This is a genomic window from Williamsia sp. z71, from assembly GCF_059553375.1.
In genome coordinates this window covers 17,484-43,042 of record NZ_JCANWX010000016.1, presented here as the reverse complement: position 1 = coordinate 43,042, position 25,559 = coordinate 17,484, and the positions used below count along the sequence as shown (strand labels likewise).

Sequence of the window (25,559 nt, the reverse complement as noted above, 5' to 3'; positions counted from 1 at the left end):
GAGCACATTCACACTATGGGCGGTCTGCGTTGTTCCTTCAGGAAAAGACTTCCCTGTCGGTGTTCTCGGCTCCCGGCTTCTTGCTCTCCGGCGCCTCACTCGCTGACTTGAAGAAAGTTACGGGAACCGGACACCTACCGTCAAATCGCCTGGTCCGGGCGATGTTTGGCCGAATCGCCGCAGATCAGAGACCGGCGACCGCCGACACCGGCGGGCTGCGCACCTTCTGTGACCGTGGCCACTGGGTGCGGCCCTGCCACCCCTGCGAGTCAAAGCCCCTCCTCATCCCGGTTCTGTCGGTCCCGCACGAGCGCTCGCCCGAGCATGGCGAATCCCCAAGGCCCCTATCTCGACCACGACCTGGGCGGTGACCACCACGTCACCGCCCATCACTCGGCACTTCTTCACTGATGCAGACATGCGAGAGGCGATGTCGCGGGCGGCCCCACACGGGTCGGATTCGCCCCTCACCAATTGCTGCGCTGCGGCCAGTGCCGCGAGGTCAGCGGTCGACTGCGAGTGATGACGAGCCGAAATTGCCGCTCCCACATACACAATCACCATCACCACAGCCGCCAGGGCGGCTATCGCCATCGCCCCGACCACGGTCGCGGAGCCTTGTTCATCGCGCATCAGGTTCACTGATCGGCCCCTTCCGGCTCCAGTGCAGCGACGGCGGTGGCGGCCACGTCGAGCATCGGCAACATCGGCACCGACACGCTGACCCTTGCTTCCACCACCTCCCCCACTGTCCGCAAGGTCACCGAGGCACCCCGAGGTCCCACCTGTGAACCCACTTCGCGAGCTTGGGCCGGATCTCCCCTCGCTGCGATACGTGCGACCTCCCGCGCGGCATCGATACAGCGAATGTGGGTTGCCATGGCCACCACCCCGACCACGGAGATCACCACCACCGCGATGATCGAAGCGATCGCGAACGCTGCTTCGATTGTCACCATCCCCCGGTCGTCGGCCGGCAATCCCCGCCGTCGCACGACGGTCAGCCGACCGCGGTCTGCAGAGCCTTGTCGATGATTCCGGTCAGCGCCGCCACGATGTTGTCGCCGGTGACCACCGTGTAGAGGATCGCGCCGAAAGCCGCCGCAGCTATCGTCCCGATCGCATATTCGGCGGTGCTCATCCCGCTGTCCTCCGTCATCAGCAGTGCGGCCTTGACCTGGGCCTCTCGGATCATTCTGTTGATCATCGTCATTTCCTCCCCCTATCCGTGCCGCGGGATATCCGCGGCAGGTCTCACATCAGCCCGCTACCGAAGACCGGTCCGGCGAGCCCGATGACCACCGGCACGATGCCCAAACAGACAAACGCCGGCAGAAAGCACAAACCCAGTGGTCCGCTGATCGCCACGCCCGCACGCTCGGCCGCAGCAGCCGCCCGGTCCTGGGCGTCTGCTCGTTGGCTCTCGGCCAGCTCGCCCAGTCCCCGTACCGGTGAGGAACCTGCCCGCGCGGACCGGCGGGCCATTGACGCCAGGGCCGCGGCCGCCGGATCTGCGTTGTCGGTTACCGCCCATGCCTGCATCGGGTCAGCACCCAGGGCAAGGAGGTCGGCGGCCTGGATCAGCGTGCGTGCGAGCGCGGGAGGCGCCGACTGCGACACCACCCGGGCTGCCATGGCGACCGGAAGCCCAGAGCGCAGGCAGACCGCGAACAGGTCGTATCCGGCAGCCGCGGCGAAGGGATCGTCGGCTTGGGCTTTGGCCCCCAGCCAGCGCGGCTCCCGGTTGCGTTCACGTCGCAGCGGCGGGCCGAGCACCCGGTAGGTGATCCATACCGGCGCCGGCCATACAAGAATCGCTGTCGCGCAGGCCAGTGCGGCCACGACCCACCCCGTCATGACCCGGCGACCTTTCCGACTATCCGCCTGGACCACAACAAGCCCGCACAGACCAGGCCGACGCCGAGTACCAGGAGAACGCCTCCGAGCCCACCACCGAGCAGAACCGACAACGGTGAGGCGCCGATCGCCTGTCCGAGACCGATTCCCAGGACCGGCAACAGCGCCAGCACCATCGCCGTCGCCTTGGCACCGGCCAGCGCTGCCCTGGTCCGCGCGCGAAAACGGCTGCGCGCGAGCAGGTCTGATCGCACGGAGGTCAACAGCTCGGCAATCGGCAGCCCATACTGTTCGGCTGTCCGCCAGGCCACCGCCACCCGAGACCAGGCCTGCGGGTCACGGACCTGAGCCTGCTCGATCCCACCTGCGACATCGCCACCGAGGACAGAACGTCCGGCCATCGTCGACAACGTTTCGGCAACGGCCGACCGCGATCCACCCCGCGCGTCCTGGGCCGCCTGACGGCATGCATGGGCAGGATGAGCGCCCACCCGGAGTTCGGAGATCATCACCTCGAGCGCCGCGAGCAGCGCAGCGAACTCGGCGGCCACCTCGGCCTCACGTCTCCTGGCCCGAAACAAGACGTAGGCCATACCCGACGCCATGGACGCGGCAATACCGGCCGAAGCCCCGACAACCAGGAGGATCGTGACGGGAATCCCGGTCGCGGCAAGTGCAACGACCTCTTCGGTGGATCGGCGGCGGCGAACGCCAGGGGCGCCACTCAAGGACAGCGTCCTGACCTGTGCCCTGGTCCGCGGCCAGAGCAACAACAGCAGTGCGCCCGCCGCGAGCACCGGGCTCACCGCACACCCCTGCTGTCGAGGAGCGAGGCCAGGTCGGCGGCCGCGGTGGTGAAGCCATCACGGCGACGCCACACCGCATCGACATGGACCAAGCCGTCGGCACCGCGACGCAACATCCCGATCTCCCCCACCCCGCGGTCACCATTCCCGTCGCGGAACACCCCGATCACGACCGAGATCGCTGCCGCGAGCTGGCTGTGGAGCGCAGGCCGGTCCATGCCGCCGAGCGCGGCGAGCGCTTCCATCCGGGCCGGTACCTCGGCAGTCGAATTGGCATGTAGCGTTCCGGCGCCTCCGTCGTGGCCGGTGTTCATCGCGGTCAACAGATCAACGACCTCGGCGCCGCGCACCTCACCGACCACTATCCGATCCGGGCGCATCCGCAGCGCTTGCCGCACGAGAGCCCGGACCGGAACCTCGCCTGCCCCTTCGACGTTGGGAGTTCGTGCGACCAACCGCACCACGTGCGGATGTTGCGGTGCCAGCTCGACGGCATCTTCGACGCAGAGAATGCGTTCGGCCGGATCGACCCGACCGAGCAATGCCGACAGCAGGGTGGTCTTTCCGGCTCCGGTCCCACCGACAACCAGGAACGCGAGCCGCGCGTCGATGATCGTCTCCAACAGGGTTGCGGCCTCTTCGGCGATGGCACCGGACGCCACCAGTGCGTCCATGGTCTGGGTCGCCGGACGCAGCACGCGCAGCGACAGGCAGGTCCCGTCGACGGCGATCGGCGGGATCACCGCGTGCAGACGAACGCTGTACCCGCGGCGGCCCAGTCCCGACAACTGACCGTCGACCCAGGGCTGCGCATCATCGAGTCGTTTGCCGGCCGCCAGCGCGAGGCGCATGGCCAATCGCCGGACCGCGTCGTCGTCCTCGAACTCGATGTCCGACAGGCGAAGTCCTCTCCCTTGGTCAACCCAGACAGCCCGGGGTCCGACGACGAGGATGTCGTTGACGCCAGGACCGGCGAGGAGGTCCTCGAGACGGCCGGCGCCCACCAGTTCGGTCTGCAGGAAGCGCAGTGCGTCGAGCAGATCGGTGTCGCCGAGCACGCCACCGGCCTCGGCGCGCACCACGGCGGCCATCACCTCGGGCGTCGGGTCCTGGGCGGTCGCGGCCAGTCGTTCGCGGACCCGCGTCAGGAGTTGGCTGCGGTTGGACGCGGCCACGGCGGGCGGTTTACTCATCGCACAACCTTTCGGAGTGCTTCCGCGTGGTCGAGGACCGACGTCGCACAGCGCCGCAACGGCGACCGCCGCGACAGGAGCAGCCCACCGGACTCCAGGTCGCGGGCAAGCCGGGAATCCGGCCTGGTGGCCGTCAGCAGCGGCAAACCCAGCACCTGCGCCACCTGCGCGGCACGTAACCCACCCGGCGAAGGCCCGCGCACCACCACCTCGACCCGTCCGGCGCGCCCCCGAAGTCTGGACGCCATCTCACGACCGGCGGCACACGCCCGGATCGAGGCGCCACAGACCAGGACCACAAGATCGGCCGCCTCCACCACCGCGGTGACCACGTCGTCACCTCGCCGCGGTACGTCCACGACCACCACATCACCGTTCGCGCGGGCAGCATCGATCGCGGCGAGCGCCGCCTCGGGACGGACCGGGGCAGGCGCGCCCCGGCGACCGGTCAGGACAGCCAGGCCTCCCCGCGCATGCGGCAATGCGGTGTGCAGCGATTCGGCGACGACCTGTCCGCTCTCCAACGTCAGTTCCTGCCAACGCAATCCGGGACGATCCTCGACGCCGAGCAGCAGATCCTGGCCCCCACCGAGCTCGTCGAGATCGAGCAGCAGTGCGCCGTGGCCGCGTTCACACGCGACCAGTCCGAGCCCGGCGGCAAGTGTGGACGCGCCGGCCCCGCCGTGCCCGGCGATCACCGCGATGGCGACGCCCTGCGGGCCGGTGGGCCTGCGGACCCTCGACAACGCCTGCACCACCGCGTGTTCGTCATCGGGGAGTACGAACCCGTGTCCGGCTCCTAGCGCGAGCGCGCTCCGCCACATGTTCGGACCGTCCCCGCTGACACCGACGACCATCAGACCGTTGCGCCGGGGCAAACCGGCCGCGAGCGTCTCTTCGACGGTCGAGGCGTCGACGAGAACGGCCGTCGCCTCGGCCCATTCGCGGCGGCAACGATCGGGACGTGCATGAATGACGTGATAACCCGATGCGGCGGCGACGCGCTCGATATCGTCGGTCAATTCGGGGGACACCATCGCCAATACCCGGGGGGATTCGGTCATGCCCCACAGTGGCGGTTCCGCGTCCGTGCCCCCGCCGGAAAGCACCGGGTCGGACGTCAGGTGTGGAGGAAACCGGGAACTGTGGACAACAGTCGCTCGGTGGAAGCAAAACCGCTGGTAGGCGCATGATGAATGGTCGGTCAGACGACCAGAAAACCCTTGGAAATGGGGACGACCCCGGCCAGGGGGGGAGGAGGCCAGGGTCGTCGCGTTCAGCCCCGGGGGGTCGGGCTGAAAGCCCCGGATCTCGTCCGGGTAAGTACGACTATACACAAGAATCCATGATTGATTGCAACTTCAACCATTGGCTCGACTCGGCCAGAGCCGCCGATCGCAGACTTCCATTGGTGTAACCCGAACAATTGAATCTTCGCCTCCCGTGCGCCCCCGACGTACCCTCGACGGGTGACAGCATCCGGGTCGGCCGACGACCGCGCACAGCACCGGGCCGGCACTCCCATCGCCGCGTTTTTCGACCTCGACAAGACGATCATCGCCAAGTCGAGTTCGCTGGCGTTCTCCCGACCATTTTTCGACCAGGGCCTGATCAACCGGCGTTCGGTCCTCAAGTCGTCGTACGCCCAATTCATGTTCCTGCTGTCGGCAGCCGACCACGATCAGGTCGAGCGGATGCGCAAACACGTCACCGAGATGTGTACCGGATGGGATGTCGAGCAGGTCTCCTCCATCGTCCGCGAGACACTGCACGACATCGTCGATCCACTCGTGTTCGCAGAGGCCGCCGACCTCATCGCCGGACACAAGGCGCGGGGCCACGATGTGGTGATCGTGTCGGCGTCGGGAGCTGAGATCGTCGAGCCCATCGGCGAGATGCTGGGTGCCGACTACTCATTGGCCAGCCGCATGAAAGTCGTCGACGGCAAGTACGCCGGGGTGATGGAATTCTACTGCTACGGCGAGGAGAAGGCGGTGGCGATGAACGAGATCTCCCGGGCCGTCGGCTACGACCTCTCCCAGTGTTTCGCGTACTCCGATTCGATCACCGACCTGCCGATGCTCAGTGCTGTCGGTCATCCGACCGTCATCAATCCCGACCGCGCCCTCCGGCGCGAGGCCGCCGAACGGGGGTGGCCGATGCTGTCGTTCACCAAACCGATCTCACTCCGAGATCGCCTACCGTCAACGCCTTCGCCGAAGGTAACCGCTTCTGCCGCAGTCGGTTTGAGCGCATTGGCGGCAGGGGCGCTGACGTACACCATCCTGCAGCGAAAGCGCCATTGAATCCTGGGCCGCAGTTTCAAACATGTTCGGGCGCAACGGATGAACAATTCTGCGAATTAGAATCCAACGAACCCTTGATGTGACTGTGGTCACGGTGTACAAAGTAGTTACGGAAAGCGTGGAACGCCAAGTTCGGGCCGGAAGAGAAGGTACGGACTCCTGACCGCGCACTCCCAGCACGGATAGCGAGCACCCACGCGAAGCACGCCGCGGGAGGCTACAGGTAGTGGACCTGCAAGATCCGTGCCGAGTTCAAGTGAGTTCCTTTGGGTGGGAGCGCATTTGGGTAAGGTGCCGGAAGACTTGCCGAGGTCATCCCACACAACCACAATACGCACGCATGTGTAACTCGGATCCGTGCTAGCGGGCGGCGATCTGACCCCACGACTTCACACGTCGGGCCAGAGAGCCGTCCGCAGCGCGTTGTGCACCTTTTCTACTTACGCGGGCGCGCCGCTTCCGCGATCGACATCGCTTCGGCAGCACCGGCTTCCAGCGCTTCACAGTGCAGCAGCAACCACCCGCGGATCGCCTCGGGATCGCCCGTACCAAACCCCTTCGACAGGTCGCGGTATTCGGAAACCCGCTTGAACCACGTCACCTCGGGGACCCCGAGATTGTGCGGATCGAGCCCGGTACTGGCACAGACCAGACGGGACGCAGCCCGGGCCACCACACCGTTGGCGTGCTCGAAGGGTTCCAGTGCCAGCAACTCGGCATGCACCACGGCCGCCAGCACCGGCGCCGGAGCCTTGGTCGCACCGGTGATCAGCTGGGCAAGCAGGTCCAGTCTGCCCCCGAGTTCGGCTTCGGGGCGCGGACGACCCAGCAGGTGCTGCTCGTCGGTGATGTCGGCGGCCGCGAGCACATGCAACCTCGCGAGAGTCTGCAACGGCGCGCGCGTCCAGACCGCGACCAACTGTGGCAGGGAGTCACCGTCGAGCGCCTGGGCGACCCGCATCGCGCCGGCGAGGACCGGATCGTCGAAATCGCCGTCGCGGACGAGTTCGACACTGCCGCCGTCGATTGCGGCCGAAGACCGGCCGGCCCGCCAGGACGCCTCGGTGGCTGTTTTGTCCCAGCCTCGCAGGTTGGCGGGGTGTCGGTGTGCTGCGGCCAGCGCATCACGCGCACGGTCGGCAGCCGTCGCGACGCCCGGCATCTCGAACAATGGAGCCAGCGGATCGGTCACGACAGATCAGCGTACGCGGCCCACGCCGGTGCCAGGATCAGCGCATCTCCCGGTGGTCAGGAGAGCTCGAGAGCATGGCCCGCACTGCGCGCCTTCACCACGGCCTCGTGCCGAGTGTGCGCACCCAGACGGACCATCGCGGCGCGCAGGTACGTCTTCACCGTTTCCACGGTCAACCCCAGCCGGTCGGCCACCACCCGATTGCCGAAACCCATCGCCACCAGCGACAACACCTCCAACTGTCGCGGTGTGAGCGGTATCGAGGGTTCCGCGGACGACCGGCCACCGTCGCTCATCTGGTCGACGAGCTCGAGGAGCCGTCGACGCGTCTGCTCGTCCGTCGACACCGTGGCGATATCGCGCAGCTCATTGCACCAATCGAGTGCGGACGCCTGCGCCCGCTCCGCCTGGGTGCGGGCCGCCAGGGCCGCAACGCGGCGATCGACCTCATCGCGGGTGCTCAGCTCGGTGGCGACCCGGCCGGCTTCCATGGTCAACGCGTTGATCACGTCGTCGCCCAGGGGCCCCTGACCTCGCCAGCCGGCGTACAGGAGGCCGCGCACCGAACCGTCGACGACGATCGGCGCCGCAGCGAGATCGGTGATGCCCTCCCCGAGGATCTGGTCGTCGAAATCGTGGGTGATCACGTCGGCCGAGCCGTAGTCACGCAGAAGGATGGCCCGCTTGTTGAGCCAGATGAGCCCACCGAGCCCGCGCTGTGGGGTGACCCGGATCGTGCGCAGTGCAGGGGTCTTGTGGCCGACCGATGCGGTGACCGCGATGGTGTCCTGATCCCGCAGTCCCGCGAACACCACGGGTGTTCCCGTCATCCGGCGAAAGCGCGCGCTGGTGGCCCGCACCAGCTCGCGATCGCTGGGACGGAGGACCGTGTTGTCACCGCTCATGCACTATCCACTTTCGGGGCTATTTCAGTTGATGATGCCGCAGACATGATGTGGTACACAACACAGCGGCAGCCGAACCCGCCCGCATCACAGTCGATGGCGGCATGCGGATCAGCGGCGAGCGAAAGGGAAACAATGAGCGAAGGCACTGTACAAGCGGTATATCCCCCATCGGCCGAGTTTGTCGCACAGGCAAATGCCGGACCCGAACTCGAACAGGCGGCCGAGGCCGATCGCCTGGCCTTCTGGGCCGAGCAGGCACACCGTCTGCACTGGGACACCGACTTCACCGACGTCCTCGACTGGTCCGACGCCCCCTTCGCAAAATGGTTTGTCGGCGGCAAGCTCAACGTCGCCTACAACTGCGTCGACCGCCATGTGGAAGCCGGCAACGGCGGTCGCGTGGCGATCCACTGGGTCGGCGAACCGGGAGACTCCCGCGACGTCACCTACGATCAGCTGCTCGCCGAGGTCTCGCAGGCCGCCAACTACTTCACCGAGATCGGCCTGGTCTCCGGCGACCGCGTGGCCATCTACATGCCGATGGTTCCCGAAGCGATCGTCACCATGCTGGCCTGTGCCCGGCTGGGACTGACCCATTCCGTGGTCTTCGCCGGATTCTCTGCCGCTGCACTACGTTCCCGCGTCGACGACGCCGAGGCGAAACTGGTCGTCACCACCGACGGCCAGTACCGGCGCGGCAAGCCTGCACCGCTCAAGGCCGCCGTCGACGAAGCCCTCGGCAGCGGCGACGATGCCGCGAAGTCGGTCGAGCATGTGCTCGTGGTGAACCGCACCGACTCCGACATCAACTGGACCGACGGCCGCGACCTCTGGTGGCACGAAACGGTCGCCAAGGCCGACACCGAACACACCCCCGAAGCCCACGACGCCGAGCATCCCCTGTTCCTGCTCTACACCTCGGGAACCACCGGCAAGCCCAAGGGCATCGTGCACACCTCGGGCGGATACCTGACACAGGTCAGCTACACCTTTCACAACGTCTTCGACCACAAGCCCGGCCAGGACGTGTTCTGGTGTGGCGCCGACATCGGCTGGGTCACCGGGCACAGTTACCTCGTCTACGGCCCGCTGTCGAACGGCGCGACCGAGGTCGTCTACGAGGGAACTCCCAACTCCCCCGATGAACATCGTCATTTCGAGATCATCGAGAAGCACAAGGTCAGCATCTACTACATCGCGCCGACCCTGATCCGGACCTTCATGAAGTGGGGACGGGAGATCCCCGACGCCCACGACCTGACCTCGCTGCGGCTTCTCGGCAGCGTCGGTGAACCGATCAATCCCGAGGCCTGGCGCTGGTATCACGAGGTGATCGGTGGCGAACGCTGCCCGATCGTCGACACGTGGTGGCAGACCGAGACCGGCGCCATCATGATCTCTCCGCTTCCCGGGATCACCGCCACCAAACCCGGTTCGGCGATGGCCCCCTTGCCCGGCATCAGCGCGAACATCGTTGATGAAGAAGGCAGTTCGGTGGGCGCCGGCGAACAGGGTTTCCTGGTCCTCGACAAGCCGTGGCCGTCGATGCTCCGCGGGATCTGGCGCGACGACCAGCGTTTCCGGGATACCTACTGGTCGCGATTCGCCGACCAGGGCTGGTATTTCGCCGGCGACGGAGCCCGCTACGACGACGATCACGATCTCTGGGTGCTGGGCCGCATCGATGACGTCATGAACATCTCGGGGCACCGGATCTCCACGGCCGAAGTCGAATCCGCGCTCGTCGGCCATCACAGCATCGCCGAGGCGGCGGTGATCGGTGCCGCCGATGCGACCACGGGACAGGGCATCGTCGCGTTCGTCATCCTGCGCCAGGGCCAGGAGGACACCGGCGATCAGCTCGTCAAGGAGCTCAAAGATCAGGTCTCCAAAGACATCTCACCCATCGCCAAGCCGCGTGAGATCCATGTCGTGCCGGAACTGCCGAAGACGAGGTCCGGCAAGATCATGCGCCGGCTGCTGAAGGACGTCGCCGAGGGCCGTGAACTCGGGGACACCTCCACCCTGGTGGACCCGACGGTCTTCGACAACATCCGCCGCGGCAACAACAGCTGACACCACCGGTTGCGTCAGGCCCGGACGACCTCAGGTGTCGTCCGGGCCCACCGCAGCGATTCACGAAGCTCGTGGCCACGGTGAGCCCGCCGGATCCGCCGCATCTGCGCACTGTCCGCGGCGTCCCGCCGCTCCATCGCGGCCCGCACCTCGCGCGCCCGATAGTCCAGGCCGTCCCCGCCACCGAACGGCCGCGCCGAGACCACCACAACACCCACACACACCAGAATCCAGAACATCGTCGCTCTCCTTGGTTCTGCCGGTGTCGAAGGCGACACCGAATCGGGTACCGAGAACGCTATTGAGAACGAATCCGCAGGTCAGCCACCTCGGGGACGATCTTTCACTCCTACCACCGCAGGTTTGGAGAATCCTCCCCGGGACGGAGGTTTTCGCAGCCGCCTGCCGATAAGATCAGCGAGATGCGGTGGTTGACTGCACGGTATGCGCGCACCTTCGCGCTGATGGGGTACCAGTACCCCTGGTACTACATGCTGATCGCCGACATCGCGATGGTGGCAGCGGTCGGTGTCGCGACCGTGCAACGGATCGCCGACCACCCGCGCGGCTGGGAATGGCTGTACCTCTCACTGGCGGTGCTCTTCGCGCTCGCTCCCCACATCGCCTGCCTGTTCCTCAAGAGGCGAATGGTGTTCACCCCGTTACTTGTTGTGGGAACGGTCATCTCGGTGGCCCTCTTCTGGATGATCCCGGTGTACGCCGATGCCGCGCCACTGCTGCTGGTCCTCGGCGTCACCACCGGCGGGGCGATCAGCACGTGGAAGCAGTCGGTCTTCAACATGATGCTGAGCTCCGGCGCCCTGGCGATCGGCATTGCGACCGGAGCAGTTCAACAGGGATGGCTCATCGCCGCGATGCTGTGTTTCGGTGTCGCAGTGGGACATCTGATGCAGGCGCAGCTGGCGTTGCTGTTGCGCGAACGTCAGGCCCGAGCAGCGCGGCTACGGCTCGATCGCGTCACCCTGGCAGGCGAGGTACACGATGTGATCGCCCACTCGCTCAGCATCGTCCTGCTCAATGTCACCGGCGCCCGGCGCGCGTTGCAGGAGGACAACGACACCGCCGAGGCCGTTGCCGCCCTGGTCGACGCCGAACAACAGGGCCGCACGGCGATGGCCGACATCCGTCAGACCATCGAATTGCTCCGTGCCGATGCCGAACCCGACTCCCCGACACCGGGTCTGAGCGATCTCCACGAACTCGTCTCGTCGTTCCGGCGCGCCGGAGCGGACATCCGGTTCGACTACGACGATCTCGGCGCGCCCGCGACCGGTGCCACCGAACTCGCCACGTTCCGCATCGTTCAGGAATCCCTGACCAACGCGTCGAAGCACGCCCCCGGCGCCACCGTCGATCTGAAGGTGGGGCCCGACGCGGCCGGGAGTCTGCACATCAGCGTGCGCAACAAGGTCACACCGGGCAGCAGGCGCCGGCCGGGTGGCTCCGGACTGAGTGGAATGCGTTCACGAATCGAACATCTGGGTGGCCGGTTCCGGGCGGCCTCGATCGAGGACGCGTGGGAGGTCGACGCGGTGTTGCCGTTCGCCACCGGTCACCCGATCGGCACCGACCTGACCACCACGGCGGTACCCGGTGACCGCTGAGGCGCCGCGAATCCGCGTACTCCTGGTCGACGATCAGGACCTGGTCCGATCCGGGCTGCGCCGAATCCTGCGCCGCAAAGACGGTTTCGACGTGGTCGGCGAATGTTCCGACGGCGACGAGGTGCTCACCGCCGTGGCAGACCACCGGCCCGATGTGGTGGTGATGGATCTGAGGATGAAGCGGGTCAGCGGGATGGCCGCCACCCGGATACTGGCGTCCACGGTCGAGCCCCCACCGGTCCTGGTGCTCACCACGTTCCGGGACGAGGAATTGCTGTCGGAGGCCCTGCGCGCCGGTGCGGCCGGGTTCGTGTTGAAGGATTCGCCGGCCGAAGAGCTGATCCGCGCGGTGCGCATCGTCGCCGATGGTGAGGCAGTCCTCGACCCGGCGATCACCGCACGGGTACTCGACACCTATCGGGCGGCGCCGGGACCGGCCGCCGCCGGCACCTCACTCGATCGCCTGACATCCCGAGAATCGGCGGTGCTGGGCCTGATCGGCCGCGGGTTGTCGAACGACGAGATCGCCGCCGAACTGGTGATCTCGGTGGTCACCGTCAAAAGCCATGTCGGCAACGTCTTCCACAAACTCGGAGTCCGCGACCGGGCCGCAGCGGTGGTGTACGCGTTCGACCACGGGGTGGTCAGTCCCCGCGCCCGCTGATCACCCCCGGGCGGCGCTACAGCGTCGCGAAGTGTTTGACCGTGTCCGCTTCGATGGTCGAGAAGGTCTTCGCGGAGATCGGGGTCGCGAACTTCGTGGTCTTGGCCATCACCCCGGCGAGCTCGATCGCGAACGACCATGTGAAACGGCAGCCGATCGCCGCGGGTTCGATCTCGGTGAGCTCACCGAACGCCCGCAGGCTCGGGACGTTGGCCTGCTCGACGTAGAAGGCGTTGCGGTAGCGCCCGGCCTCCGGGTCCTCGTCCCAGCAGAAGAACTTCTCCGACAGCTTCACGTATCCGGGGGCCAACGCGGCCGACCGCGTGGTGCCGACCCCGTAGGGCGGCGGCGAGGTGAAGGTGATCGATTTGATGACCCGGCACCAGTCGAGCGTGTTCTGTCGGGTCAGTTCGGCCCATGCGGTCGCGGGGCTGACCGGCAGGTTGACCGAGAAACGGTGGGTCACGGGGGCGGTCTCGAAGAAGTCGAGTCCGAACGGTTCGAGGGGGTACGCGGGCATGATTGCCTTTCTGGGGCGTCACTCCCGGCGAGTGTGAGAGGACCACATGGTTCGATCACTCGCGCGAGAACGGTCCGATGAGCCTGCGATCAATCCTGGCATGGCAACATAAGAGGCTACAAACCCCGGCGAGAAGTAAGACATGCGTCCGGGTGGTCTCGGATGCTTGTCCGAGGATGGAGGAGTAGCAGTGACTCTGGACGACCGCACCTCGGGAGATGTTCCGAACGTCTCATCGATCCCGTTGTCCGATCCCAACGCGCGCCCCGGTGGTGACCCGAGTGTTGGCGCGCTGGTGAAAGAAGCCACCGCACACCTGTCGACCCTGTTCCGAGCCGAAGTGGCGCTGGCCAAGGCCGAACTGGCCGGTGAGGCGAAGAAGGCCGCAATCGGCACGGGCCTGATCGTCGTGGCCCTCACCGTTGCGCTCTATGCCAGCCTGTTCTTCTTCTGGTTCCTCGGCGAACTGCTCTCGGAGTGGCTGCCGCGTTGGGCTGCATTCGGCATCGTGTTCCTGATCCTGCTCGTCGCAGCGATCATCACCGGGCTCGTCGGGTACATCGTGTTCAAACGGATGACCGGACCCAAAAAGACCATCGCATCCGTCCAGCACCTCTCGGATGTGCTGCCCGCAGGCCATGCAGGCAGCGACGCACCGGTTCGGCCCGGTGCCGACCTGCGCAAGCCCAGCCGTCCTTCCCAGGGCTGACATTTGCCTGCCCCGGATCCGTCGACCGTCCGGTTCACGGGTTGGCACCACAGTGATGTCCGCGCCAACGGTGTCCGGCTCCATGCGGTCGAGGCACAGGCCCCGCGGAACGATCGTCCGCTGGTCCTCCTCATGCACGGTTTCGGCGAGTTCTGGTGGAGTTGGCGCCACCAGCTCACCGCACTCGACGACGCCGGCTACCGGGCCGTCGCCGTCGACCTGCGCGGCTACGGGGACAGCGACAAACCTCCCCGCGGCTACGACGGTTGGACCCTGGCCGGTGACACCGACGGCCTGATCCGGGCGCTGGGGCATACCGACGCCACCCTGGTGGGCCATGCCGACGGCGGTCTGGTCTGCTGGGCGACCGCGACCCTGCATCCCCGGTCCGTCCGTTCGATGGCGGTACTCGCCTCCCCGCACCCCCAGGCACTCAAGACCGCCACGCTGCGCGAATCGACCCAGCGCAAAGCGTTCCTGCGCGGATTCCTCAAGTCCCAGATCCCCCGGACGGCCGAGCGCGCACTGACCGAAGACGACGGCGCGATGGCCGAGATGCTCCTGCGCAGGCACTCCGGTCCGAGCTGGATCGACACCGAGGACTTCACCGACACCGCCCGCCGGAACCGATCCGCGATCCAGATCCCGGGCGTGGCCCATTGCAGCCTGGAATATCAGCGATGGGCCTTCCGATCCCAATTCCGTCCGGACGGAAGCCGCTTCCTGGAGCTCATGGACAAGCAACTGCACATCCCGGTACTGGCGATCCGCGGTGCCGTCGACGACTACATCCAGCGATCGACCCTCACCGCGAGCGCGCACTGGTCGTCGAAGCTGGAACTGACCGAGGTCGCGGACGCGGGTCACTACTCACATCAGGAACAGCCAGACGACGTCAACCGCCGACTGGTCGAGTTCCTGCAGTGCTGACCCGCCGCTGACCGATCACCCGGCCGTACCGGCCCTTTAGGACGAGTGGACGCACGACTGGGTGTCGACCGGAGCGCTCAGGCGTTCGGATTCGGCCAGACCCGGTTGGACCTGGGCCGCAGTGAGCACAAAACCCGTCTCCGTGGACGGGTCCTCCGCGGCACCGAACACCACGCCGAGCACCTCCCCGTCCGAATTGATCAGCGGCCCGCCGGAATTGCCCTGCCGGATCGAGCCACGCACGGTGTAGACCTCGCGGGTGACCGCCGTATCGGGATAGATGCCCGGCCCCCGCAATTGGATGACCTCGCGGATCCGCTCGGCGCTGGCGTTGAACGGACCGCCTTCGGGGAAACCGAGCGCGATCGCATCGGTACCCGTTTTCGCGAGCTCGTCCGCGAACCGCATCGCCGGGGCCTGCAGGCCGGGGACGTCGAGGACCGCGACATCGGTCAACGGATCGAAATAGACGACGGTCGCGTCGAAGGTGTCGTCGGAGGCCGCGACCTGCAGCAGGTTGGTGCCGGCCACCACATGCGCGTTGGTCATCACCCGTTCGGGCGAGACCACGAAGCCACTCCCCTCCAGTGCCTGGCGACAGCTCTGCGCGATGCCTTCGATCTTGACGACACTGCCGCGGACCTGTTCGACGATCGGCTGCTCGAGGAGCGTCTGGTCGGGAGGATCGACGCTGGTGATCGGGGTCCGGCCGAACGGTCCGATGGCTTCCTTGAGCCCCGAGTTGTCGAACATGTCCCAGAAGTCGCGCGGGGCCCGTTGAAGCCACGTCGGCGCGATCTCGTTGATCTCCTCGATCACCTTCGAATCCCGGACCGCCGCAGCGATCTGCGGTTGCGCCGACGTGCTGATCGGCGTCGCCAGGATCCAGGCGGCCAACAGGACCGCCACCGCCTGCAGGAGCGAGCCGATCACCGAATCGACCCGCCGCAATGACAGGGTCCGGATACCGCTGCGGGCCGCGCGGCCCAGCACCATCCCCGAGATCTCGCCGATGATCACCAACGCGACCAACAGCAGAACACCCGCGATCAGCCGCCACCGCTGATCTTCGATGTTGCGGATCAGGTGCGGCGCCAGCAGCACGCCTGCCGCGGCACCGAGGAGGACCCCGATGAACGCCAGCGCCGACGACATCGCGCCCTGCCGGTATCCCGACGCGGCGGCGAGCAATGCCACACCGATGACGATCACGTCGACCCAGGCGGATCCGCTCATCACTGACCCACCTTGGCGAGCTCCTCGTCGAGGTCATGGATATCCGACTTGTCCCATCCGATCTCCCAGCCGGCGGCTTCGATGACCGCGGCCAGCAGTCCACCGGTGAAGCCCCACACCAACATGCCCTCGACGCGGAACGCCGGAGCCTGGTAGACGCGGGTACCGGCGATCATCCGTTCGACCTGGATCCGGTTGCGCGGATCGATCAGGTCGCGCAGCGGAACCCGGACCACCCGGGAGGTCTCGCCGACGTCGACGACACCGACGTCGGACAGCTCGGTCCAGTGGGCCAGGACCGGCGACACCTCGAAGCCCGAGGGCGGCACCGGGAACATGTCGAGGACCGCCAATGGGGTGACCCCGGACGGGTCGAGACCGGTCTCCTCCTCCGCCTCACGCATCGCGGTGCCGAGCGGGAAGTCGTCGCCGGGATCGCGAGCGCCACCGGGGAAGGCGATCTGTCCGCCGTGGTTACGCAGCGTGCTGGCGCGTTGGGTCAGGAGCACCGTCGCATCGGCGGGGACACCACCGTGATGGGTCGGGTCGCCGTCCCAGTCGCCGCCGATCAGGATCAGCACCGCAGCGGGGCGGGTGACGGGCATCTGTGAGCGGAGGCGTCGGGCGGTCATACCGCCGCGGTCCTCGACCGATTGCGTGACGCCGGCGAGATTTGCGGTGAGCCCACGCATCCACGGGGGTACCGACGCCGTCGGCACCAGGATCTCGGTCACGCGGCGACACCCAGATGTTTGTCGACGGCCGCCGACACCTCTTCGACGGTGTCGAAGACCGTCGGCAGGACGGCGGCCACCGTACCGTCGGCCCGCACCAGGACGGTGGCCGGATAGACCCGGGGAATGCCGAGGGCGGCGGCGATCTTCGCGTCCGGATCGACGACGGTCGGCAGGTTCACCCCGATCTCGGCCAACAGGTTCAGGGACAGGAAGACATTCTCCGACCCTTCTTTGCCCTGCACGGTCAGCACCTGGATCTTGTCACCCGCCTGCTCGGCGTAGTCGGCGATCACCGGGAGTTCGGCCCGGCACGGACCACACCAGTGCGCCCAGACGTTCACCAGCATCGGCGTGCCTGCCGTCGCGGCTCCGAGGTCGACCGTCGAGCCGTCCGCCAGACAGGGCACCAGGACGCCCTTGAGCGCGGAGTTCTCCGGTGCCGGCCCGGACCCGGCCGGGCACGGCTGCAACCCGGCCTTCTCCCGGGCCTTGACCATGTCGTCGTCCGAGACGGCCGCCTGGAGTCCGGGGAGCTTCCCGGTCCCGTCCGTCGATGCCGCGGACGGCGCAGGTGCCGGCTCAGGCGAGGACCGCGGCCAGATGGCGACGATGAGCGCAACCACGACAATCAGGACAGCCAGTGTCCAGCGAGCCGACGTCGAGAACACAAAACGCGACCGCTCAGCGGACCGGGCCTGGCCCGGATCAGGTGAATCCGACATTGACTAGAGACCTGCCAGTGCAAGTAGATGGTCGGTCTCGGGCCCCTTCACCAAGGCCGCGGCCTCGGATTTCTCCGTGGGCCCCAGACCGTAGGACGGGCAGTCGGCGGCAAGCACGCAGACACCGCAGGCGGGCTTGCGGGAATGGCACACTCGGCGGCCGTGGAAGATCACGCGGTGCGACAGGTCGGTCCAGTTCTTGCGCTCGATGAGCTCACCGACGGCGTGCTCGATCTTCACCGGGTCGGTTTCCGCGGTCCACTTCCAGCGCTGGACCAGCCGTCCGAAGTGCGTGTCCACTGTGATTCCGGGTACACCGAAGGCGTTGCCCAGAACGACGTTGGCGGTCTTGCGCCCGAACCCGGGCAGCGACACCAGGTCCTTCAGATTCGACGGGACCTCACCGTCGAAACGTTCCACGAGTGCCTGGCCGAGTCCGATGATCGAGTTGGCCTTGTTCCGGTAGAAACCGGTCGACCTGATCATCTCTTCGAGTTCGGTCCGATCGGCGCCCGCGTAGTCCTCGGCGGTGCGGTAACGCTTGAACAGGGCCGGCGTCGTCTGGTTGACCCGCACGTCAGTGCACTGCGCCGACAGGATGGTGGCCACCGACAGTTCCAACGGATTGGTGAAGTCCAGCTCGCAGTAGACGTGCGGAAATGCGATCTGCAGGGTGCGATCCATCCGCCGCGCGCGGCGCACCAGACCCGTGTGGGTCTCGGTTCCGCGCTGCGCCGCAGTCTTGGCGCGCTTGACCCCTGCCTTCGAACTCACCAACTCAGAGTACGGGGCGCCGCGCGGAGTGCGCTCCAGATGGGGGTCGGGCTTCGCGACCAACGATCGGTTCGGGCTCCGCCGAATGCCTCTTTCGTGACCGTTCCCATGGCGATTGTTTCACTTCTGAGACCTGGGTTGTGTTTACTACTCCCCATGCACGGACTCGCAGTACTTCTCTTCCCGGCCGCCCTCATGCTCTTCGCCCTGTCGATGGAGCGCCTCGAGAGCCGGCTCGAGCGGCTGACCGTCCGCGGCGAACACGTCGAGGAGTTCCTGGAGTCGGCGAAACCCGAGCAGCTCGACACGCTGGCCACACACGGTTTTCCCGCCGCACTCGACGAGTTCCGCGATCGCCGGATGCCGTCGAACTCCGAATCGGACGATTCGATCCGTGTCAGTTAGCGATTGCGGACCTCTCACGACAGGCCCATCGGTTTAGTGGGGGTAACGGCCAGCTTTTCTTCCGGTTACCCGTAGACTGCATAACGGGTGACGAACACAACAGCATGATTTGTGTGAACATCCTCAGGTTTGAACGTGGTCTGGCTGGACCCTTAGAAAGGGGCGTAAGTGGAGGAAGTACTGGCGCGGGCGGGCATATTTCAAGGTGTCGAGCCCACCGCCGTCGCAGCACTGGCCAAACAGCTCCAGCCTGTTGATTTTCCCCGTGGACATGTCATCTTCAACGAAGGTGAGCCCGGGGACCGGCTGTACATCATTTTGTCGGGCAAGGTGAAGGTCGGCCGCAAGTCGGTCGACGGCCGTGAAAATCTGCTGACGATCATGGGACCGTCGGACATGTTCGGTGAGCTGTCCATCTTTGATCCGGGTCCGCGTACGTCGTCGGCCACCACCGTGACCGAGGTCCGTGCGGTCTCGATGGATCGTGAGGCACTGCGGTCGTGGATCGCCGACCGGCCCGAGATCGCAGAGCAGCTGCTCCGTGTTCTGGCCCGTCGCCTGCGACGCACCAACAACAACCTCGCGGACCTCATCTTCACCGACGTCCCCGGACGCGTGGCCAAGCAGCTGTTGCAGCTGGCCCAGCGCTTCGGAACGCAGGAAGCCGGGGCTCTGCGGGTGACGCACGACCTCACCCAGGAGGAGATCGCCCAGCTGGTGGGCGCCTCCCGCGAAACCGTGAACAAGGCCCTGGCCGACTTCGCGCAGCGCGGTTGGCTACGTCTCGAGGGCAAGAGTGTGCTGATCGCCGACTCCGAGCGCCTGGCACGCCGCGCCCGCTGATTTCCATAACCCGAACCGCCGGTTCCGACGCACCCATGTGGTGGCCGGATCCGGCGGTTTTGTTTTGGCCATGACGGCCTCGTCACTTCGTAGGCCGCATCACGGGACAAGCGCTCAACGCCTGGTCTGATACCTGGTCATAAGCACCCCGCCGGCAAACGTTCGCGTCTCCACCAGGTCCAGGTTCACCCAACTGTCCAGCTCGGCGAAAAACGGCGTGCCGCCGCCCACCAGGACCGGATGGGTCACAATCGTGTACTCGTCGATCAGCCCGGCCCGCATGGCCGCCCCGGCGAGCGTGGCACCACCAACCCTCATCGGCTCGCCGTCCTGGGCCTTGAGCCGGGCGATCTCCGCGACCGCGTCGCCGGAGACCAGGCGGGAGTTCCAGTCCACCTTCTCGAGCGTCGAGGAGAACACCACCTTCGGGGTGTCCCGCCAGTTCCGCGCGAACTCGATTTGCGCCGCGGTGGCATCGGGCTGCTCGTCGCCGGTCGGCCAGTACGAACTCATTGTCTCCCACAGCTTGCGCCCATACAGCTGCACGCCGATCGGCCGTTCCTCTTGGAGCCAGAACTCGAACAGCTCGTCGCTCGGCCCGCTCCACCCGATGTCGTCGCCGGGCGCGGCGACGTAGCCATCCAGTGTCAGGTTCATCCCGTAGATCAGTTTCCGCATTGCGCAACACCTTTCGTCGGTCGGTTTCCGAGATGTAGACCGTCCCAGCGCAAAAAACTGATCGGTACAGCTAGCTGGCTGACTTCACGCTCGTCAGTGCGTACTCGGTGAGCGTGATCAAAGCGTGGCGGACCGACTGCGCACGCCGGGCGTCGACCTCGAGAATGGGCACGGAAGCCGAGATCGCCAACGCTTCCCGAATATCGTTGATCGCGAAACGTGGTGCTTCGTCGAACTGGTTGATGGCAACCACGAACGGAAGACCACAGGCCTCGAAGTAGTCGATTGCCGCGAACGAATCGTCGAGGCGTCGGGTGTCGATGAGCACGATGGCACCGATCGCTCCGCGCACCAGGTCGTCCCACATGAACCAGAAGCGACGTTGGCCCGGTGTACCGAAGAGGTAGAGGACGAGATCGTCGGACAGCGTGATCCGGCCGAAGTCCATGGCGACGGTGGTCGTCGATTTCGTGCCCGACGTGTCGAGGTCGTCGACGCCTTCGGACTCGTCGGTGATCAGGGCCTCGGTGCGAAGGGGCACGATTTCCGAGATCGTGCCGACCAACGTGGTTTTGCCCACGCCGAATCCGCCCGCGACCACGATCTTTGTCGATGCGGCTCGGCCTCTCGTATCAGAGTGCCTGTAGTCCACGAAGTGTCCTTCCGATGAGTTCGCGGCGCTCGGCCGCAGTCGCGTCGTCGCTGAGAGTCTCCGAAAGGCGCAGGCTTCCGGTTTCGACGAGATCCCCGACCAGCACACGCGCAACGCCGAGGGGCAGATTCAGACGGGCCGATATCTCGGCCACGGACGGCCCATTACTGCATAGCGCAATGATTTTCGTACGTACGTCGCTGGCCGGCCAGAAGTTCGGGATGGTGTCCGGTGTGGTGTGTACCGGAGCTTCGAGCGGGAGGTAGATGTCGGTGTTGGTACGTCCCGCCGTGAGCGTGTACGGCCTCACCAAATTGGGCGACGGTGCACCATCCTCAGAGAAATCGTCCTGCGTCGAATCGGGTGGGGGCATGAGCGCGTCACCGTTCTCGCATTCGGGCCGACGGTTCCACCATGCTGCCGACGCGCGAGACGAGCACGGCCATCTCGTACCCGACCTGGCCGATGTCGCACGATGCGGCGGTCAGTGTCGCCAGGTGCGATCCGTCACCGACGCTCATCAGCAGGAGGTAGCCGTTCTCCATCTCGACCACCGACTGCAATACCGGGCCGCCGTCGAACAATCGCGCCGCACCTGTGGACAAGCTCGCCAGACCGGATGTCACGGCCGCCAACTGCTCGCCCCGCTCCTGCGGCAGGTCTTCGCTTGTCGCCATGAGCAGGCCGTCGGCCGAGACCAGGACGGCGTGCACGACACCGACGATGTCTCTCGCGAAGTTCGACACGAGCCAATCGAGCGACCGGTCGGGTGTTGGAGCCACGGAGTAATTCATTCGTTCTCATCCGTTCTGTGTCGATGGGAGGCGTCTTCGGAACGGCCGGCGCGGACGCCGTCGAAATGGTTCGTGAACTTTCGCCGCACGGCCTCAGGATTTCTCGCCGGTCCACTCGCCGGATCGGGGCGGGGCCGTTGGGGGGACGCCTGCGGCGAGTTGACGGTTCCTGGGATCAGGCGGGCGCCGGGCGTGCGGGCGGGCAGACCGCTCTCCGTCCGGGTGGTGACCGGAGACTCGGTTGCGCTCTCCGCCGCGGCCCATCCGGCGTCGGCAGCGGTGAACCACGAACCGCTCGGACGCTGAGCGTCTGCGGGATCGAGCAACCATTCCGAGACCATGCGGTCATAGATGGACGCCGGCGGGCCTTGTTCAGACGACACAGCCTCGCGTTCCGGCGGTGGAGGAACGGCCCGCTCCGTGGCTTCATAGGCGGAGGTGGCTTCATAGGCGGAGGTGGCTTCATAGGCGGAGGTCTGGTCCTGCGGCTGTGGACGGTTGCGGCCGTTGGTTGTCGGACCGTTCACGGTGTCGTCGGCCGCCGCTCTGTCGGCACGAGCCGCGGGCCGGGCACTGAAGAACGCAGATGTATCGGAGGGCGAACCGTTCACATTCCAGTCGACAGTCGACGAGACGGAGTCGGTGGGAGGGAAGACCTGTGCCGGTGCCTTGTCGACTCCACTCGCGCCTGGCCTACGACGTGGCAACTTCGCCGCGGTGAGCTCTGTATACGCCGCCGAGCGACCGGACCTCGCTGCGGGTGCTGCCGGTGAGGCGACCGCTGTAGGTGCATGCGTGGTCGGGGCGCCCCTGCCCGCATCGGCACCTTCGTACAGACGGTTGGCCGCAGCACGAGGCGATGCTGCCGAGTCCCGCCTGGCCGACCGCCCGTTCCGACCCTGCGACGGGAAGGAGGTGACGACCAGGTTCACGGGGATGTGCACGCTGGCGGTGACTCCCGACGTACTCCCCTGCGCCTGCGTCATACGGAGTCGAACCGTCACATTGTGGCGTTGCGCAAGGCTCCCCACCACGTACAGGCCCATCCGGCGCGCCGTCTCGGGTGTGACCTCGCCTCCGACGGACAGCCGGACATTCGCTTCGTCGATCTCCGTTGCGGACATCCCGAGACCACGGTCGGCGACCTCCATGAGGATGCCGCCGTCGACGGCACGCGCGGCCGCGACGGAGACGAGAGTGTCGGGAGGTGAGTACCGCAGCGCGTTGTCGATCAACTCGGCGAGGAGATGCACGATGTCGGATGCCGCCGTCGGCACCACCATCGCATCGGGCACCTCCTGCATCGACACGCGGCGATAGTCCTCGACCTCGGACACTGCGGCGCTCAGGACGGTGTCCACAGCCACCGGTTGGTCGTTCTGGTTTCTACGCGGCGCGGTGCCGGCGAGCACCATCAGGTTGGCCCCGTTCCGCCGCATCCTCGTCGCGAGGTGATCGAGGCGGAACAGGCTCTCCAGCCTGCGCGGGTCGTCCTCGTCGCGCTCGAGTTCCTCGATGAGGGAGAGTTGGTGGTCCACCAGCGATTGACTCCGCCGCGAGAGCGTCTCGAACATGTTGCCGACCTGGAGTCGCAATCGCGCCTGCTCGCCGGCGAGTGCCAGGGCTTCTTCGTGGATGTCATCGACGGCCCGGGCAAGCTGACCGATCTCCTCCTTGGTGTGCACCGGGATGGGTGCGACCTCGGGCATGTCGCCGCCGAGGCGGATTTCTTCGATCTCCGCGGGAAGGGCCCGGTGCGCGACATCGAGCGCGCCTTGCCGTAGTCGCCTGATCGGCCGGATCAGCGATCGGGCCACCAACAGGGCTACCAGAGACGCGATCAACACGGCGGCCAGGACGATCGCCGACTCGATCCACGCGGCCCTGCGTCGGTCGTCGGCCTGCGCGGTCAGTGACTGGATCGACTCCCCGAGCAGACGTTCGGTGACGGTGCTGTACATCTGCCCCGACCTCTCCGCCGAGGCAGCCGCTTCGGCCAGGTTCGCATTCGATGCGGTGGAGTAGATGGCGAGGCGGGTGTCGAGTTGAGAACGAAGCTCCTGGATCTCCGGGGAGTCATCACCGAGCAGCACGGCCAACGCCGCGAGATAAGCGCTCTCGCGACCCGCGGCCCGGTTGGCCAGGCCGAACATGGCCCTGTTCGGCTCGGACAGCAGGATCTGCTGGGTTTGTGCGGCCCGGTTACCGGAGAGCGCATCGATGATGCCGTTGCCGAGTGTCCTCAAATCCGTTTTGTCGTCGGCCAATCCGTTTGTGAGGTTAGTCACAGAGGCGAGCCAGAGTTCCGTTGCCGCCGCTGTCATGCCCTCCGCGACGGCAATTCGCTCTGCGATCGGTACCGGCCCGGACTGCAGGCGAGTTCGCAGCTCACTCGCAGCCGCCAAGGCCGCCTGGAACTCGCCGGCGACGCTGGCCTGCAGCGGCGAATCTTCCAGTCGGTCACCGACTGCGAGCCCCGACAACACTTTGCCGAGCTGATCCTCCTGCCCCGGATCACCGGTGGTGGCGAGGTCGCCAACCAGGTTGTCGATGACGAACAGCATCGAGGAAGCACTCGACTTCTCGACGTTCGCCGACAGGTCCGATGCGTCGGCCACCACGGATTGGATGCGCAACGCACCGAAAAAGATGGCCAGCGCGAGTGGGAGCGCGACGACGGCCGCGACCTTGACGCTGACCGGCCAGCCGGAGAGGGCCCATACCCGCGGCACACCTCTACGCTTCGATGACTCTGTTCCGATTTCGACCACGACTCGAATCCTGCTTCGATTCGCCCGGGTGGGCTGGAGACAGGGACAACGGATGTTCCCCCGCAAAGGACGCCTTTGCTTGATGTGGCATAAACGAAAGCTTGGGCATCTTCTGTGGGTGCAACTTATACCAACAAGGTGCGTCAAGAAAGTTTTGAGATCGCCTTGACTCACTTAGCAATGAACGGTTCGTTGGTCGAACTGGCTTCAAAGCCATCGTTTTGATCGTCACGATCAGGGAATTAGAGCTACGGCGAAACCTGTTGTCCGACAGTATTTTTCAATGCTAACGAATTCTTTTGAATATCGCCGGGAGAATCCATGTCATTGAATTTTAACGTTCCGCAAGATAGGCGAGCTGTGTTTTGACCGACATCTTGGCGGCGGGCCAGAGTTTCTTGTCGACGTCGGCGTATACCTTTTTCACCACCTTGCCGGCTTTGGCATCCTGTGCGCTGACCCCGAGTTCGGTCAGTGCCGCCCGCACCTGATCGATGCGCTGCTCGCGGTGTGCCTTGTAGTAGCGGGCCACCGGGATCAGCTGGGCATGATCGGGACCGTGTCCGGGCAGCATCGCGCAATCGTCGCCCTCCACGATCAGCCGGTTGAGTGAGTTCATGTAGTCGCGCAGCGATCCGTCCGACGGATCGAGAACCGTGGTGCCGCCGCCGAGGATGGTGTCGCCGGTCAGCATCGCGCGCCTGCCATCATGCTCGACCAGGAAGCTGACCGAGTCCCCGGTGTGGCCCGGGGTGTGGAGGACGGTGATCTTCAGGCCGGCGGCCTCGATCACCTCCCGGTCGGCCAGGGTCGGGGCGCCGCGGGTGTATTCGGCACTGCGGGCCCGGACCGGCGCCCCCGTCTGTTTGCGGAAGTCCTTGATCGCACCGGTGTGGTCGTGATGCCGGTGCGTGATCAGGCCCAACACCACGTTGCCTTGCGCAGCAACGGCTTTCACATGCTTTTTCTTGCCCTTCGGCCCCGGGTCCACCACAACACAATCCGGGTGTCCGGGAGCCCGCAGGATCCAGGTGTTCGTACCGTCCAAGGTCATCACGCCGGGATTGCGACACAGCAGCACCGAGGCGAAATCGGTGACCGGCCGAACTTCACGGTATGCGGGATGCTGCAATTCACTCATGCGACTCAGGCTAACGCCCC

29 protein-coding genes are annotated in these 25,559 nt (G+C 66.1%); 8 read left to right on the top strand and 21 right to left on the bottom strand.

Going from position 1 to position 25,559, the window contains the following annotated elements; translation table 11 throughout:
- Positions 1-282 precede the first annotated feature (282 nt).
- From AC51GR_RS25510 to ssd, 7 genes are read right to left on the bottom strand one after another with little or no spacing between them, the layout of a single operon-like run.
- Positions 283-633 (bottom strand): Rv3654c family TadE-like protein, encoded by a 351-nt coding sequence (locus AC51GR_RS25510; RefSeq protein ID WP_496327451.1) that lies wholly within the window; start codon positions 631-633, stop codon positions 283-285.
- 5 nt (positions 634-638) lie between these two features.
- Positions 639-959 (bottom strand): TadE family type IV pilus minor pilin, encoded by a 321-nt coding sequence (locus AC51GR_RS25505; RefSeq protein ID WP_496327450.1) that lies wholly within the window; start codon positions 957-959, stop codon positions 639-641.
- Positions 960-1,000: 41 nt separating this feature from the next.
- Entirely contained in the window at positions 1,001-1,207 is a 207-nt protein-coding gene (locus AC51GR_RS25500) for a DUF4244 domain-containing protein (RefSeq protein ID WP_496327449.1), read from the bottom strand.
- A gap of 47 nt (positions 1,208-1,254) precedes the next feature.
- Entirely contained in the window at positions 1,255-1,857 is a 603-nt protein-coding gene (locus tag AC51GR_RS25495; RefSeq protein ID WP_496327448.1) for a type II secretion system F family protein, read from the bottom strand.
- The gene (locus AC51GR_RS25490; RefSeq protein ID WP_496327447.1) at positions 1,854-2,663 is read right to left on the bottom strand and encodes a type II secretion system F family protein; all 810 of its coding nucleotides are present in this window, start codon (positions 2,661-2,663) and stop codon (positions 1,854-1,856) included. Before AC51GR_RS25490 ends, AC51GR_RS25495 begins: the two co-directional genes overlap by 4 nt.
- Entirely contained in the window at positions 2,660-3,856 is a 1,197-nt protein-coding gene (locus AC51GR_RS25485) for a TadA family conjugal transfer-associated ATPase (protein WP_496327446.1), read from the bottom strand. The genes AC51GR_RS25490 and AC51GR_RS25485 overlap by 4 nt, the downstream gene beginning before the upstream one ends.
- Positions 3,853-4,920, bottom strand: a complete 1,068-nt coding sequence (gene ssd, locus AC51GR_RS25480) for a septum site-determining protein Ssd (protein ID WP_496327445.1) — start codon at positions 4,918-4,920, stop codon at positions 3,853-3,855. The genes AC51GR_RS25485 and ssd overlap by 4 nt, the downstream gene beginning before the upstream one ends.
- 405 nt (positions 4,921-5,325) lie before the next feature.
- On the opposite strand from ssd, the gene AC51GR_RS25475 reads away from it, so the two are divergent.
- Positions 5,326-6,162 carry an HAD family hydrolase gene (locus AC51GR_RS25475; RefSeq protein ID WP_496327444.1) on the top strand — a complete coding sequence of 279 codons (837 nt, stop codon included), beginning with the start codon at positions 5,326-5,328 and terminating at the stop codon, positions 6,160-6,162.
- Between the two features lie 436 nt (positions 6,163-6,598).
- Here the strand turns inward: AC51GR_RS25475 and AC51GR_RS25470 are convergent, their stop codons facing one another.
- The gene (locus AC51GR_RS25470; RefSeq protein ID WP_496327443.1) at positions 6,599-7,354 is read right to left on the bottom strand and encodes a Fic family protein; all 756 of its coding nucleotides are present in this window, start codon (positions 7,352-7,354) and stop codon (positions 6,599-6,601) included.
- A 56-nt stretch (positions 7,355-7,410) separates the two neighbouring features.
- Positions 7,411-8,259 carry a LuxR C-terminal-related transcriptional regulator gene (locus AC51GR_RS25465; protein WP_496327442.1) on the bottom strand — a complete coding sequence of 283 codons (849 nt, stop codon included), beginning with the start codon at positions 8,257-8,259 and terminating at the stop codon, positions 7,411-7,413.
- Positions 8,260-8,394: 135 nt separating this feature from the next.
- On the opposite strand from AC51GR_RS25465, the gene acs reads away from it, so the two are divergent.
- Positions 8,395-10,338 carry an acetate--CoA ligase gene (gene acs / locus AC51GR_RS25460; protein WP_496327441.1) on the top strand — a complete coding sequence of 648 codons (1,944 nt, stop codon included), beginning with the start codon at positions 8,395-8,397 and terminating at the stop codon, positions 10,336-10,338.
- 14 nt (positions 10,339-10,352) lie between these two features.
- Here the strand turns inward: acs and AC51GR_RS25455 are convergent, their stop codons facing one another.
- Positions 10,353-10,577 (bottom strand): hypothetical protein, encoded by a 225-nt coding sequence (locus AC51GR_RS25455; RefSeq protein ID WP_496327440.1) that lies wholly within the window; start codon positions 10,575-10,577, stop codon positions 10,353-10,355.
- Between the two features lie 183 nt (positions 10,578-10,760).
- On the opposite strand from AC51GR_RS25455, the gene AC51GR_RS25450 reads away from it, so the two are divergent.
- Together AC51GR_RS25450 and AC51GR_RS25445 are read left to right on the top strand one after the other, a co-directional pair.
- On the top strand, positions 10,761-11,963 hold the full coding sequence (locus AC51GR_RS25450) for a sensor histidine kinase (protein ID WP_496327439.1): 1,203 nt from the start codon (positions 10,761-10,763) through the stop codon (positions 11,961-11,963).
- Entirely contained in the window at positions 11,953-12,627 is a 675-nt protein-coding gene (locus AC51GR_RS25445) for a response regulator transcription factor (protein ID WP_496327438.1), read from the top strand. The genes AC51GR_RS25450 and AC51GR_RS25445 overlap by 11 nt, the downstream gene beginning before the upstream one ends.
- 16 nt (positions 12,628-12,643) lie before the next feature.
- Here the strand turns inward: AC51GR_RS25445 and AC51GR_RS25440 are convergent, their stop codons facing one another.
- Complete coding sequence (locus AC51GR_RS25440; protein ID WP_496327437.1) at positions 12,644-13,147, bottom strand: SRPBCC family protein; 504 nt, start codon at positions 13,145-13,147, stop codon at positions 12,644-12,646.
- A gap of 190 nt (positions 13,148-13,337) precedes the next feature.
- On the opposite strand from AC51GR_RS25440, the gene AC51GR_RS25435 reads away from it, so the two are divergent.
- Together AC51GR_RS25435 and AC51GR_RS25430 are read left to right on the top strand one after the other, a co-directional pair.
- A complete protein-coding gene (locus tag AC51GR_RS25435) occupies positions 13,338-13,856 on the top strand; it encodes a phage holin family protein (RefSeq protein WP_496327436.1) in 519 nt (172 codons plus the stop codon).
- 3 nt (positions 13,857-13,859) lie between these two features.
- Positions 13,860-14,786, top strand: coding sequence for an alpha/beta fold hydrolase (locus AC51GR_RS25430; RefSeq protein ID WP_496327435.1), 927 nt, complete (start codon positions 13,860-13,862; stop codon positions 14,784-14,786).
- A gap of 36 nt (positions 14,787-14,822) precedes the next feature.
- On the opposite strand, the gene AC51GR_RS25425 is transcribed toward AC51GR_RS25430, so the two are convergent.
- From AC51GR_RS25425 to nth, 4 genes are read right to left on the bottom strand one after another with little or no spacing between them, the layout of a single operon-like run.
- Positions 14,823-16,022 (bottom strand): MarP family serine protease, encoded by a 1,200-nt coding sequence (locus tag AC51GR_RS25425; RefSeq protein ID WP_496327434.1) that lies wholly within the window; start codon positions 16,020-16,022, stop codon positions 14,823-14,825.
- Complete coding sequence (locus AC51GR_RS25420; protein WP_496327433.1) at positions 16,022-16,756, bottom strand: NUDIX hydrolase; 735 nt, start codon at positions 16,754-16,756, stop codon at positions 16,022-16,024. Before AC51GR_RS25420 ends, AC51GR_RS25425 begins: the two co-directional genes overlap by 1 nt.
- Positions 16,753-17,481 carry a TlpA family protein disulfide reductase gene (locus tag AC51GR_RS25415; protein WP_496327432.1) on the bottom strand — a complete coding sequence of 243 codons (729 nt, stop codon included), beginning with the start codon at positions 17,479-17,481 and terminating at the stop codon, positions 16,753-16,755. Before AC51GR_RS25415 ends, AC51GR_RS25420 begins: the two co-directional genes overlap by 4 nt.
- A gap of 3 nt (positions 17,482-17,484) precedes the next feature.
- The gene (gene nth, locus AC51GR_RS25410; protein ID WP_496327452.1) at positions 17,485-18,165 is read right to left on the bottom strand and encodes an endonuclease III; all 681 of its coding nucleotides are present in this window, start codon (positions 18,163-18,165) and stop codon (positions 17,485-17,487) included.
- Between the two features lie 246 nt (positions 18,166-18,411).
- On the opposite strand from nth, the gene AC51GR_RS25405 reads away from it, so the two are divergent.
- A complete protein-coding gene (locus AC51GR_RS25405) occupies positions 18,412-18,660 on the top strand; it encodes a hypothetical protein (protein WP_496327431.1) in 249 nt (82 codons plus the stop codon).
- A gap of 168 nt (positions 18,661-18,828) precedes the next feature.
- Complete coding sequence (locus tag AC51GR_RS25400; protein WP_496327430.1) at positions 18,829-19,503, top strand: Crp/Fnr family transcriptional regulator; 675 nt, start codon at positions 18,829-18,831, stop codon at positions 19,501-19,503.
- Positions 19,504-19,617: 114 nt separating this feature from the next.
- On the opposite strand, the gene AC51GR_RS25395 is transcribed toward AC51GR_RS25400, so the two are convergent.
- From AC51GR_RS25395 to AC51GR_RS25370, 6 genes are all read right to left on the bottom strand, one after another.
- Positions 19,618-20,181 carry a dihydrofolate reductase family protein gene (locus tag AC51GR_RS25395; RefSeq protein WP_496327429.1) on the bottom strand — a complete coding sequence of 188 codons (564 nt, stop codon included), beginning with the start codon at positions 20,179-20,181 and terminating at the stop codon, positions 19,618-19,620.
- A 70-nt stretch (positions 20,182-20,251) separates the two neighbouring features.
- Positions 20,252-20,833 (bottom strand): GTP-binding protein, encoded by a 582-nt coding sequence (locus tag AC51GR_RS25390; protein WP_496327428.1) that lies wholly within the window; start codon positions 20,831-20,833, stop codon positions 20,252-20,254.
- A complete protein-coding gene (locus AC51GR_RS25385) occupies positions 20,814-21,206 on the bottom strand; it encodes a DUF742 domain-containing protein (protein ID WP_496327427.1) in 393 nt (130 codons plus the stop codon). The genes AC51GR_RS25390 and AC51GR_RS25385 overlap by 20 nt, the downstream gene beginning before the upstream one ends.
- Positions 21,207-21,213: 7 nt before the next feature.
- The gene (locus AC51GR_RS25380; protein ID WP_496327426.1) at positions 21,214-21,627 is read right to left on the bottom strand and encodes a roadblock/LC7 domain-containing protein; all 414 of its coding nucleotides are present in this window, start codon (positions 21,625-21,627) and stop codon (positions 21,214-21,216) included.
- Positions 21,624-24,359: a sensor histidine kinase gene (locus AC51GR_RS25375; protein WP_496327425.1), complete on the bottom strand. Its 2,736-nt coding sequence runs from the start codon at positions 24,357-24,359 to the stop codon at positions 21,624-21,626. The genes AC51GR_RS25380 and AC51GR_RS25375 overlap by 4 nt, the downstream gene beginning before the upstream one ends.
- Positions 24,360-24,732: 373 nt before the next feature.
- Positions 24,733-25,539, bottom strand: coding sequence for an MBL fold metallo-hydrolase (locus tag AC51GR_RS25370; protein ID WP_496327424.1), 807 nt, complete (start codon positions 25,537-25,539; stop codon positions 24,733-24,735).
- Positions 25,540-25,559 lie beyond the last annotated feature (20 nt).